We start from the raw sequence: 12,544 nt of genomic DNA, 5'->3' as shown, positions 1-12,544 counted from the left end.
CTGCGAAGCCACCCACATCTTGCAAAAGTTGTGACGTGGAACATACGACGCGTCCGGTTAGGCGTCAATTACCTTCGGTGTGCACAAAATTAACTCAAGTTACCAACTAGTAGCTTGATCTTCCGCTGAACCATGTTGCCCAAGTGAAACATTCACTTTTGAAGGATTCACTTCCGAGCTACTCATGCACCCGCCGCGCGCCGATCCGATCGATCCGCTCCCGCCCCCACGCGCCCAGCGGCTCCAGCGCGGCGTTCAGCGCGACACCGATCTCGGTCAACCGGTACTCCACCCGCGGCGGCACTTCCCGATAGACGGTCCTGTCGACGATGCCGTCCTCCTCCAGCTCCCGCAGCTGCTGGATGAGCATCTTCTCCGAGACGCCGGGCAGCCCCTTGCGGAGCTCGCCGAAGCGCCGAACCCGGTGGTTGTCCAACTCCCAGAGAATCAGCGCCTTCCACTTGCCACCGACGACATCCATCGCCGCATCGATCCCGCAGAAGTACGGCCCCGACCGCTTCGAGCCCATCGTCCACCCTCTCCACCTGTTCACAAACCATTCGGTAAGTACCCCACAAAATAGTAGGTACTTGCCCGCCCGCCGGTCATCGAGCACTCTTGATTTCAGCGCGCTGACCAGGATTTTCTCGACCTCAAAGGAGCTGAACCCGCAATGGCGGAGACCACGAATACCCCGGTGACCATCCTGGGACTCGGCGCGATGGGGCAGGCGCTCGCCGCGACCTTCCTGAAGGCGGGGCTGCCGACCACCGTGTGGAACCGCACCCCCGGCAAGGACGCCGACCTCCGCGCCGCCGGAGCCACGAGCGTCGCCACCATCGCCGAGGCGATCGACACCGACGGCCCGATCATCGCCGTACTGCTCGACCACGCTTCGGTGCACGCCACCCTCGACCCGGTAGCCCACCGACTGGCCGGACGGCAACTGATCAACCTCACCAGCACCGCCCCCAACGAGGCCCGCGAACTCGCCGCCTGGGCGGCCCGTCACGACTGCGACTACCTCGACGGCGGCATCATGGCGATACCACCCATGATCGGACAGCCGGGCGCGTCCATCCTCTACAGCGGCTCACGGGCGGTCTTCGACGCACACCACGAATCCCTCGAATTACTCGCTGCCGCAGAATACTTGGGCGACGACGCGGGCCTCGCCTCGACCTACGACTTCGCCCTGCTGGCGGCCATGTACGCCATGTTCGGCGGCTTCCTGCACGGCGCGGCCATGATGCGGTCGGTCGGCGTCCCCGCCGCCGAATTCGGCCGACGAGCCGCCGCATGGCTCACCGCGATGACCCAATCCTTACCGCACCAAGGCACCGTCATCGACACCGCCACCTACACCGACCCCATCCAGTCCATCGCCTTCCACAAAGCCGCACTCGACGCGATCAACCGCGCCAGCCGCGACGCCCACGTCACCCTCGACTTCATCGCCCCCTTGAAAACCCTCCTCGACCGCCAAGTGGCCGACGGTCGAGGAGCCTTCGGCTTCGAACGCACTTTCGAAGAACTTCTCTGATCCCCCGCGTGGGCCGCACTCCTTCCGCCGGTGCGGCCCACACGCCCGTCGCCCGCAAACGCTCAAGAATCCGCAGGTCAAGCCGCGATTTGGTCCACACGGAGATGATCCGATAATCTTGCTGGGCACACCGGTCCGGGTGGCGGAATGGCAGACGCGCTAGCTTGAGGTGCTAGTGCCCTTTATCGGGCGTGGGGGTTCAAGTCCCCCTCCGGACACAGACACTACGCACACGGGTGGTTGTGGAGCAGTTTCTGCCACGACCACCCGTTTTTCGTGGTCGTAGGTGAGCTTCAGACCGAGTTGCCGGTAGACCTCGAGTTTGTCGCTGGGGTCGGCCGCCTTCAGTATGTGAACCAGCCCGCCCAGTGAGGTCACAAGCTGGTGGATCTCCTCCTTGTTCAAGTGGTGATCTGAGCGTTTCTCGGCTTCCAGTGCGGTGAGCTGTGCGGCGGTGGCCTGGCGTTCGCGCTGAACTTGTTGGGTCCACCTCGCCACAAGGGCCGGGTCGGTGCCCGCTTCCAGTGCTGCTCGGTACCTGGATAGTTTGCGGTCGTGTTCGGCAAGTGATCGTCGTGCACTCTCGATGGCGGGTGTGTTGTCGGTCTGGGCGTCTACGAGCATGGTCAGCGAATGCTCGATCCGGTCGGGGTGGAATATCTCGGCCAACCATGAATCGATCGGGCCGCTGATCTGGTCTTCGCGCAGGTAGACGGTTGTCGGGTGGTCGATCTTGTTGGCGAGGGCGTACTCGGAGGGATACCGGCAGCGGTAGTGCGGCAGCCCGTGGTTCCAGTTGCCTTGCATGCGGCGTCCGCAGGCGTCATGGAACAGCAGTCCCTTGAAGGCGTACGGGTGCTGACGACGGGTCGTGGTCCTGCCCGTCGACTGCGGGCCTCGGGCGGCAAGTCGAAGTTGCGTCTGCTCGAAGACGTCCTTACTGATGAGCGCACCATGGGCAGGTTGGTCGGAGTAGACCCACTCCGTCTTCGCGTTCCACGCCATTCGGGTGTGATGGCCCAAGGCGACGTCATCGACGTCGATGAGGGACTCCTGCTTGCGCTGTTTGTTCCATACCTCGTAGCCGGTGTAGCGCGGATTGCCCAGGATCGCGCGCACCGCGCTCTTGGACCACGCGGCGCCGGAGCGATGGCTGTTGCGCCTGCGGTCGTAGGCCGACGGGCACAAGATGTTGTCGGCGGTGAGGCGTTGCGCAATAGCGAAAATCCCTATGCCGGACAAGTACTCGCTGAAGATCCGCTGCACCACCGGCGCGGTGACAGGGTCGGGTTCAAGGTTATGCAGCCGTTTACCGTCGGCGGCTTTGCCCGGATTCGGATGAGGCCCGGCGTCTGCGAGACGGTACCCGTAGGGTGGCCGACCGCCGAGGTAGCGGCCCTCGACTTGCGCTTGCGCGGCCATGGCGGCGCGGACGCGGATCTTGATGCGGTTGCGTTCGCCTTTGGACATACCGCCGAACACCGACATGATCAGATCGTGCGCTTCGGAGTCCGGATCGATCGGACCGCCGACCTCCGGCACCCACAGTTGCACGCCGTAGTGGACGAACACCGGAAACGTCAGCCCGAACTGGTTGCCGTAGAACGCGCGCTGCGGTTCGCCGATCACGACCGCGTCGAACCCTCGCTCGGGCTCTTTCAGCAGCTCGAGCAGCCGCCCGGCCGCAGGGCGGCGCTTCCAGGGAATCGACCGCGACTGCCCGATGTCGAAGAACTCGACGACGATCTGCCCGTGCTGACCGACCAGGGCGTTCGCTCGTCCGAGCTGCCAGTTGCGAGACGCTTCCGGATCTTGCTGGTCCTCGGTGGAGACCCGCCCGGCGAAAGCGAACCTGATCATTGCTGCGATTCCTCCTACTGGGTGAGAAAGACATCGGCGTTCGGTGGTGACCTGGCCGAACTGCCTCCTCTTCGGAAGTTGAGCTGGAGGGAGTCGGCCGTGGTGTTAATGCTGGACTCGGTCCGGGACTATCGACGGTCTCGACACGAGTCTCGCGGACATGTCGGAGAATGATCTCCAGCAACACTTTAGCGGCCATGGCGTTGAGCTGAGGCGGGTCCTCTGCAACGACGACAGTGACATCGTTCGTGCGGCTTCTGGCAGCCTGATCATGCGCGTTGCTGCCATCAGGGCACACGGCACACGTCCTCGGCTACGCTGGCCGACTGGTAGCTGACCGATGACGACCGGCACCTCGTTCTGTACCAATCACGAGCCGCGCGCGTTCGGTCGTGGCAATCCCTCCGCCAAGAACGGCAGACCGGTGTGCTGGTGCGAGTAGAGGTGAACGATGAGCGCGCCGCCGCGGGAGACAAAGGCCCAGGACGAGCTCGGGCGCCGAGATGGCCGGTAGAGGGCTCACCGTGGAGATCGAAAGGCATGGCTCCTCCATGCCTGCCGATTCTCCCGCCTTCCATGAAAGCCGAAACACGGCGATTTCGCCACCACCTGTAGCCGAGGGTCCGTCAGAGCGCCGACAGGTGCGCACTCGAGCTCCATGCTCCGTTAGCTCTCAATGGATGCGCGTGGGCGGCGATAAGTGCAGCCTGTGGATGGGATTTCGGCCAGGTCTGTGGCGCTGGTGATTTGGGTGATACTGGCGGGGTGAACGGGACATGGGAGGCGTGGGGTGGGGTCGTGGTGGCCGCGATCGCCGCGATACCGGTAGCCGGTCTCGTGGCCTGGCAGCTGGTTGGGCGGCGCGGGTGGCGGGCGGCGCTGTGCGATGTCGGGATGGTGACGGGTACCGCGCCGTGGTTGTGGATGATCCTCACGCCGACCGGAAGAGGTCGTTCGCTGAATCTCGTGCCGCTGCGTGATCTGGCCGAGCAACTGGCCCACGACCGGGTAATCGAGCAGTTCGGCGGGAATCTGTTGGTCTTCGCCGCACTCGGCTTCCTGTTGCCCGTGCGCCGACCCTGGTTCGCCCGCTCGTACCGCATCCTGTTGGTGGGAGCAGCAGCTTCGATCGCGGTGGAGGCTGCACAGTTCGCCCTCGCTATCGGCCGTCACTCATCCGTCGACGACGTGCTGTTGAACGCGGCCGGTGCATGCCTGGCGGGCCAGCTCTCACGACATCTGTGGGCGCCGCGCGCACTTACCGACCGTTCCGAGCCGGCATTACCCGAAGAGCCGACACGGGGCATCGACTCCGACCGAGACGGCGTCGGCCAGCCGACTTCCCCGAGTAGGGAGATCACCGAGAAGTGCGTAGCCGCTGGGGCGATACCAGCCATCCGCGACGAGCTGCCCCGATCGATAGATCCACACTCGAGACCGATCCCGCTGGATGCGCGGAAATCGGCATGAGCGGAGATCCTGCGCCGCAGTCGATCTCGTGACGCCGACCACCCGCACACCGGCACTACCGCGTGTCTCGGCACGTGATGGCTGCTCGGCCGAGTCCTTGACCTGCTCTGCCGTCGGCATTCATGAACACTTCCGACGAGGTGTAGGTCGCGACACGCCGCCAGGATCGGCGAACAACTGACGTCACAGTTCGCGAACAGAGCCAGCCAGGGCCATGCAACCCTCAATTCATTCGATCTCACAGAATATTCGAATGCTCAACTCGCAACTAGCATGTGCTCCCACCGCTATCCAACCAACCTCTAGCCAGCCCTTCCGCTAAACTCGAAACCGGCCACTACCAGCACATATGAACCAGAATCTGCCACACCTCATGCTCCCTGGTCGCGGAAACATCACGGTCACTTCGCAGTAAGAGCGCGTACGGTGGACTGTGTGATGTCACTGGCGAAGCTCGGCAGTGGCGACGGCTACCAGTATTACCTTCGTTCGATCGCCACGCAGGACGTGAACGATCGCGGTCCGCAGGACCTTTCGACCTACTACAGCGAGCGCGGCGAATCCCCGGGCCGCTGGCTGGGTTCCGGCCTGCCGAACGTCGGTATCGAGGTCGGTGAGGTGGTGACCGAAGCGCAGATGCGGGCGTTGTTCGGTCACGGCCTGCATCCGAACGCCGAGGTGATGATCGCCGCCGAAGTAGAAGCCCGCGCCGCAGACGGCATCTCGCGACGCACGGCGCGGGCGCACGCGGTACGCCTGGTAAGGCTGGGTGCTCCGTTCACGAAACACGTGGCCGCGGAGTACTCCTACCGCTACGAGCGGGCCCACGCGTATGCCGCCTACAACGCCGAGCACGGCCGCGTCCACTACGCCCCGATCCCCGCTGAGGAGCGCAGCCGCATCGCCACCGACGTTGCTGGGCGCATGTTCGCCGAGGAATATGGCCGCCCACCCCGCGATGACCGGGAATTGTCGGGCTGGGTGGCTCGCGCCAGCCGGGCGCCGTCGAAGCGGGTCGCCGGGTTCGACCTCACGTTCTCGCCGGTCAAGTCGGTGTCGACGTTGTGGGCGCTGGCGCCTCGCGAGGTGTCGGAGAAGATCGAGGCCGCCGTCGATGCCGCCCTGCAGGATGTGCTGGCCTATCTGGAGGAGCACGCGGTGTTCACCCGGGTCGGGCGGCACAGTCGCCGCCAGGTCGACGTCGTCGGTGGCCTGATCGCCACCGCTTTCCAGCACCGCGATAGTCGCGCGGGTGACCCGAATCTGCACGTCCACGTGGTGATCTCGAACGCGGTCAAACGCCATGACGGGCAGTGGGGTGCACTCGACGGCAGGATGATCTACCAGCACAACGTCGCCGCCTCCGAGCTGTTCAACACCCGGTTGGAGCACTACCTCGAGCAGTCGGTCGGCGTGCAGTTCGCCGAACGCCACAGCAGCAGCCGACGCCGGCGCGGGAAGCGGCCGGTGCGGGAGATCGTCGGCGTCGAAGAGCGCTTGGCCGAGGAATGGTCGAAGCGATCGGCTGCGGTGGATGCCGAGTTGACCACCCGCACGACGCGGTTTCAGGCCGAGCGTGGCCGCGCACCGACACCGGGTGAGCTGCACGACCTCGCCCAAGAAGCCACCTTGAAAACCAGGGGCCACAAGGTGGCGGCACGTTCGCGTGCTGAGCAACGCGCTGATTGGCGACGTGATGGCGTGCAGCTGCTGGGTGGTGAGAGCGCGGTCGATGCGATGGTCGCGACCGCCCTGGGACAGCCGATCCCGCAGCGGGAGGTCGCCGACGCCGCGTGGGTCGCCGCGACCGCCGCGAGAGTGGTGGAGGTCGTATCCGATTCCCGGGCGACCTGGCAATTCCGCCACATTCGCGCCGAAGCCACCCGCCAGCTACGCGGCAGCATCAACCCCGCAGACTGGCACACCCTCATCACCCAGGTCACCGACACCGCCTTGAGCGAGCCCCGGTCGATCCCCCGCGGCACACCAGAGGCCGAAGACATCGCACCCACCGTTGAGGCGTTGACCCGCCGCGACGGAACCAGCGTGTTCACCACCTCCGGCTCCCAGCTCTACACCAGCCCACAGATCCTCGCGGCCGAGGAACGCCTGATCGCGGCGAGCCTGCTCGAAGGCGGGCGCACCATTGCGGCGGCCGCGGTGGATGCCGCGATCATCGAGCACGCCGCCAACAACAACGGCCAGGTGCTCAACGACGGCCAGGTCCAGTTGCTGCGCGAGTTCGCCACCTCCGGACGCCGGTTCCATGTCGCGGTCGCCCCGGCCGGGACCGGGAAGACCACCGCCATGGCCGCGCTGGTGCGCGCCTGGACCGCCGAGGGCGGCACCGTGCTCGGGCTGGCACCGGAAGGACCGGCCGCCGGTGTCCTCGGCAGCGAGATCGGCGCGGACTCCAAGACCGTAGACATGCTCGTCACGGTGATCAACGACATCCGGTCGGGCGAGCGGGCCCTCGACGACGCACCGGACTGGGTGCGGGTGATCGGACCCCGCACCCTCGTCGTACTGGACGAGGCCGCGAAAACACCCACCCTGAAACTGGATGCGGCCGTGTCCTGGCTGATCGAACGCGGGGCCAGCGTGCGCGCGGTCGGTGATGACCGGCAACTGTCCTCCGTGCAGGCCGGAGGCGTGATCCGCGACATCGTCCACCACGCCGGAGCCGCCACCCTCACCAGCGTCGTCCGCTTCGACAACCCGAGCGAGCGCGCCGCCAGCCTCGCCCTACGCCACGGCGATACGGCCGCGATCGCCTTCTACACCGACCACGGCCGCGTCCACGTCGGCACCCTCGGCGCCGCCGTCCACGCCGCGTACCGGGCCTGGCGACTCGACTACGCCCAAGGCCGCGACGTCGCGCTGCTGGCGCCGACCAACGAACTGGTGCGCCAGCTCAACGCCCTCGCCCGCGACGAACGCCTCCGCCGCGAAGGCCTGCACGGACCGGAAATGCTGCTGTCGGATGGGCTTTCGGCATCTGTCGGGGACATCATCACGACCAGGGAGAACAACTATCGGCTGCGGATCTCCCAAACCGATCACGTCCGCAACGGCTACCGCTGGAAGGTCCGTGCCGTCTACCCGGACGGGCGGATCACGGCTACCCACATCGGATCCGGCCGCAAAGTCACCCTGCCCACCGCTTACGTGCGTGAATGCGTCGAGCTCGGCTACGCCCGCACGATCAACTCCGCGCAAGGGCTCACCACCGACACCTGCCACGGCGTGCTGACCGGCAGCGAGGACTGCTTCCAGCTGTATGTGCTGGCCACCCGCGCCCGCGCCGGCGGACACCTCTACCTCGCCACCGCAGGCGACGGCCAGGACGCTCCCGCCGAGACGTGGAACGCGCTGCATCCACCAACCGCGATCGACCTGCTGACCAAGATCCTCGGCCGCGACGGGGGCCAAGTCTCCGCGACTACCCAGGCCCGCCAAGCCGCCGACCCGCAGCGGCAGTTCGCCGGAGTCGTCGACGCCTACCTCGAGGCACTTACCACGGCCGCCGACGCAGTGCTCGGCGACGAGCACCACGCCGCCGTCGCCGCGGCCGCCGAACGCTTGGTGCCCGGTCTCACCGATGAGGAGGCGTGGCCAGTGCTGCGCCAGCGCCTGGCCATGGTCGCCCTGGCCGGGCGCGACCCGATCACGACGCTCAGCGACGCCATCACCGCGCGGGAACTCGACACTGCCGACGACAAAGCCGCCGTGCTGGTGTGGCGCATCGGCAATCGAACCATCGACGGCGGCCCACTGGGATGGATACCGGTGATCCCGCCGGCGCTGCGCGACGACTCCGACTTCGGCGAACACTTGCGGGTACGCGCGGCCCAGATCAAGGATCTTGCTGCCCAAATCGGCGCTACGACCCACACCTGGAGACCCGAAACTGCACCAGTGTGGGCGCGGCAGCTCGGCGAACACGACCCGAACCTCACCGCCTCACTCGCCATCTGGCGGGCAGCACACGCGGTCCCCGACCGCGACCGCCGCCTGACCGGACCGGTGCAATACCCGGTCGACGAACGCCGCACCCAGCTCCAGCTGGATGCGGCAGTGCGGTCGCGTCTCAGAGACCTCGACACCAACACCCGCCGCTGGGCAACGCTCGCCCAAGAAGTCGACAAACGGATAACGACTGACCCGTATTGGCCACAACTGGCCGAGGAGCTGTCCCATGTCGCTGGCACCGGCTTGGACGTACCGACTGCCGTCCGCGCCGCCGCCACGCAGCGCCCGTTACCGGATGAACAGCCCGCCGCCGCGCTACGCTGGCGACTGGTCGAAACGCTCGACGACGCGCAGCGCCGCCGCGCCGACCAACTCGCCCGCGCGGTCTCTGAACTCCGGGTCGACCAGTGGCGCCGCATGAGCGATAGGGAACTGGAAGACGAGATCCAGTCTGCTCGGCGCGATTTCGATCTCGACCCGATCCTGGACATGGGGCTCATCATCGAACGTAGCCAGCGATCTGAGCGCGGCAGCGACGCCGACGCTGTACGCCGCGCTCACGCCGAACTCGACCAACACGCGGCAGCGATCCGCACCGCCCGCACCGTACAGGCCACAGTCGCGGCCGCCGAACACGCCCTCACCCGCGCTCACCGGCAACAGGCAACCGCGCAGAAGAACCCACCAAAGATCCCCTGGTGGCGCACTAACACCGACTCCGCACGCACCGCCCGCACGGAGCACGCATCCCGCCTCGAGCACCTGCGCCAAGTCCTCAACGATGCCGAAAAGGATCTCCTTGCGGCCCGCGAGACCAGCCGCCGCGCCCAAGCCGCAGTGCGCACAGCGCAGGACAACTGGGACTCAATCCTTCACCGTGCCGACAACCATGCCGCGCGCGCCGCCGAGCTGGCGACCGCAGACACGAGCGACAGCGCGTTTGCACACGAACTGGCGCAGGCAGAACAGCGCTGGCTTCACGAGAAGCGCCAACTCGACGACGCGTTCACCGAACAGCAACGCCGCACGCAGCTGACACCGCCGCAACGCGACCTCGAAGACCGGGCTCGACGCCATCTCGATTTGGATACGCACCACGACCCGGCCTCTGCGCAACCAACAGCCCCCACCGATACCTGGGCAAGCTGCGAAGAGCCCTTTGAAGCAACCGAAACAGGCACTGACTACGAATACAGCTACGACTACGAACTGTAGTATTGCTGCTTCTGCGCCAAGCACACCAGATCCGTCGACACGTGGCGCGCCATTAGATTTCTCATTGGCCGACATCAAAAACCAGGCCAGCGCTGCTTGATCGAGAGTTGCGCTGCGGCACGGTGGTCATCGCCGGATACGTGCCGCCACGGTAGTCAGTGTCGGGTGGCGTCACTCGTCAGCATGCATGACGATACGACGGGAACATGGGCGAATCTGATTGACTGGTGCGGTGCCCTCGTCTAGTACCGTTACTCGAATCCGCACGTTGGATGGTCTCCACCTCGCCGCTACCGTGGTCACTCCCGAACATGAGGACAACCGCGCCATCGTCCTGGTACACGGTGGAGGGGTCACCAGAGAGGAGGGCGGTTTCTTTACTCGCCTCGCGGATGGCCTTGCTGAGGCTGGGGTCGCGTCGCTCCGTTTCGATCTACGCGGTCACGGCGAAAGCGAAGGAAGACAGGAAGAACTCACGCTGTCGATGATCCTCAACGACATCCGCGTCGCAGTTGCCTCCTTGCGAGAGGCGAGCGGTGCGCGACAGATCAGTCTGCTGGGCGCCAGCTTCGGTGGCGGCGTCTGTGCTTATTACTGCGCCAAGCGGAGCGATGACCTATGCCGCCTCGTCCTACTGAACCCCCAGCTGGACTACAAGAAGCGCACCATCGACAGCCGCGACTATTGGAGCGGTGACGTCATCAATGATGAGAAGGCCAGAGAGCTGAATGAGACTGGGGCCGTCCAGTTCACTCCTACGCTGAAGCACGGCCGAGCGTTGCTGAATGAAGTGTTTTGGCTGAAGCCGAACGAGGTTCTGGATGAGATCAAGATGCCGACGCTGGTCGTGCACGGCAACGCGGACACCTTGGTTCCGATCGAGGGATCTCGTGCGGCTGTAGCCGAGTTCACGGCACCTGTTGAGTTGGTCGAGATCGAGGGATCTCAACACGGCTTCGCGGTGCACGACGACCCCCAATACCTGAATCCCAGGAGCCAGAAGTATCAGGCCGAGGTGATCAGCCTCGTTGCCGAGTGGCTGACCACTGGAGTCGTCTCACGACAGTAGTGCGTCGTGCAGTTGACGCACCTGTGGTCGGTGGTTCCAAGGGTCGAGGGCACGGACGACATCGACGATGACGTTCATTGTCCGTTCCGAGCGGGTTTCGCGGGCGATGACCACTGATTCGACAGCGACCCGGGCGGCTTCGTCCGGTTCTCCGCTCAACGCGAAGGCTTTCGCCTGCCTGGCTCCGAACAATCCTGCGTCCCGACGTGACAACACGTCACCGGCCAACACCTTGCTGAACAGTTGTGTGGCTATCGACGGCTTGCCCGCCTCTGTATAGCAGCACGCCGAGCGAACCAACAACGTGGCCTCGTTGAAATAGCTGGTCAAACGCTCATCAGCGATATTTCGCGCACTGCTCAAGAGGTGCTGGGCTTCATCGAGCGTTTCAGCGACCACGCGGAGGGGTTCGCCGACCATAGCGAGGCCCAACGCTTCCTGTTGCACGACTTCAGCCTTCACGCGTGCGGGCAACTGCCATGGCCCGTCTTTGGCGGCTTGCGCCAGGGTCAACAGCGTGCCGGTATCGCGGCTGTCGTATGCCATCTGGGATTTTTTCAACAGGACGTAGCCCTGCATGGGCAGGTTGCCCGACGCTTGGGCCCATTCCATCGCACGGTCGTACAGCACGGTAGCTGCTACCGGATCGTGCAGATCCCGGTACAACCAGCCTGCGAATTCCGCCGCGTCCGCACCGACGGTTAGCAGTTCACGCTGAACGTCCGGGCGTACCTCCCGACAGTGCCGTCGGATCACCTCGAGAACGGAAAGGGTCAGCGGCAATGCATCCGCCGGTCCAAGCGATCCGTCATCGGTCTTGCATCGGGCCAGTTGCATGCGGAAGAAGTCCACGACTGACCCGTCGAAATAGCGACGAGCATCCTCCAGCGCCTCACCGACTCGCTGCAAATCCCCGGCAAGGCCTACTGGCAGCGAACCAGTGCCGTTCGACATCAACCAACGCGCCAACGCAATCGCGCTGTGACGGGCACCGTCGGTTGCCTCCGCAGACATCGCATCGCCGTCCGGCAGACGAAACCACAGCAGTTCGGCCGGGATTTTCAACGTCTGCGCCCAGCGGGTCAACTTCGATAGCTGTTCAGGCGCCGGACCTTTCTCAATCCGGCTCAGCTGCGCCTGAGTGAGGCCGAGCCAGCTCGCTACCTGCTCTTGGGGCAGCTGCCGACCGTGGAAGGGATGCGTTCGATACGCGTAGATGACGCGACCCATATGCCAGGTGGCGAGGGCATCGCGTATCTGGTCGGTCTGCCAGAACGTGGTGGGCACACCGGGTGGCTCGAGACGCGCGCTACGCGTAGTGACCTCACAGGGACCGCAGAGGGAATCAGTGTTGTAACCATTGAGTCTGGTTCCGCATCGGGCGCAGTAGCGCCGTGCCACTGGTACCCGACTCA

Annotated in this window: 6 protein-coding genes, 1 tRNA gene and 1 pseudogene; 5 read left to right on the top strand and 3 right to left on the bottom strand. The window is 65.2% G+C overall.

What is annotated here, in order from left to right; genetic code table 11:
* Positions 1-178: 178 nt before the first annotated feature.
* Positions 179-529, bottom strand: a complete 351-nt coding sequence (locus ACIHAX_RS07820; RefSeq protein ID WP_355077950.1) for a helix-turn-helix domain-containing protein — start codon at positions 527-529, stop codon at positions 179-181.
* A gap of 144 nt (positions 530-673) precedes the next feature.
* Here ACIHAX_RS07820 and ACIHAX_RS07815 point away from each other — a divergent pair, with 144 nt between their 5' ends.
* Complete coding sequence (locus ACIHAX_RS07815) at positions 674-1,543, top strand: NAD(P)-dependent oxidoreductase (protein ID WP_397276411.1); 870 nt, start codon at positions 674-676, stop codon at positions 1,541-1,543.
* A gap of 133 nt (positions 1,544-1,676) precedes the next feature.
* Positions 1,677-1,761, top strand: a tRNA-Leu gene (locus ACIHAX_RS07810).
* A 742-nt stretch (positions 1,762-2,503) separates the two neighbouring features.
* Here the strand turns inward: ACIHAX_RS07810 and ACIHAX_RS07805 are convergent.
* A pseudogene (locus tag ACIHAX_RS07805) lies at positions 2,504-3,403 on the bottom strand (recombinase family protein); the annotation flags it as partial.
* A 765-nt stretch (positions 3,404-4,168) separates the two neighbouring features.
* Here ACIHAX_RS07805 and ACIHAX_RS07800 point away from each other — a divergent pair.
* From ACIHAX_RS07800 to ACIHAX_RS07790, 3 genes are all read left to right on the top strand, one after another.
* Complete coding sequence (locus tag ACIHAX_RS07800) at positions 4,169-4,873, top strand: VanZ family protein (protein ID WP_397276409.1); 705 nt, start codon at positions 4,169-4,171, stop codon at positions 4,871-4,873.
* A 438-nt stretch (positions 4,874-5,311) separates the two neighbouring features.
* Positions 5,312-10,060, top strand: coding sequence for a MobF family relaxase (mobF, locus tag ACIHAX_RS07795; RefSeq protein ID WP_397276692.1), 4,749 nt, complete (start codon positions 5,312-5,314; stop codon positions 10,058-10,060).
* A gap of 268 nt (positions 10,061-10,328) precedes the next feature.
* On the top strand, positions 10,329-11,129 hold the full coding sequence (locus tag ACIHAX_RS07790) for an alpha/beta hydrolase (RefSeq protein WP_397276407.1): 801 nt from the start codon (positions 10,329-10,331) through the stop codon (positions 11,127-11,129).
* On the opposite strand, the gene ACIHAX_RS07785 is transcribed toward ACIHAX_RS07790, so the two are convergent.
* On the bottom strand, positions 11,118-12,416 hold the full coding sequence (locus ACIHAX_RS07785; protein ID WP_397276404.1) for a helix-turn-helix domain-containing protein: 1,299 nt from the start codon (positions 12,414-12,416) through the stop codon (positions 11,118-11,120). The genes ACIHAX_RS07790 and ACIHAX_RS07785 overlap by 12 nt on opposite strands.
* Positions 12,417-12,544 lie beyond the last annotated feature (128 nt).

It is taken from the genome of Nocardia sp. NPDC051929 (genome assembly GCF_044548645.1).
In the GTDB taxonomy this organism is placed as follows: Bacteria; Actinomycetota; Actinomycetes; order Mycobacteriales; family Mycobacteriaceae; genus Nocardia; species Nocardia sichangensis.
This window is presented reverse-complemented; position numbering and strand designations above follow the sequence as displayed.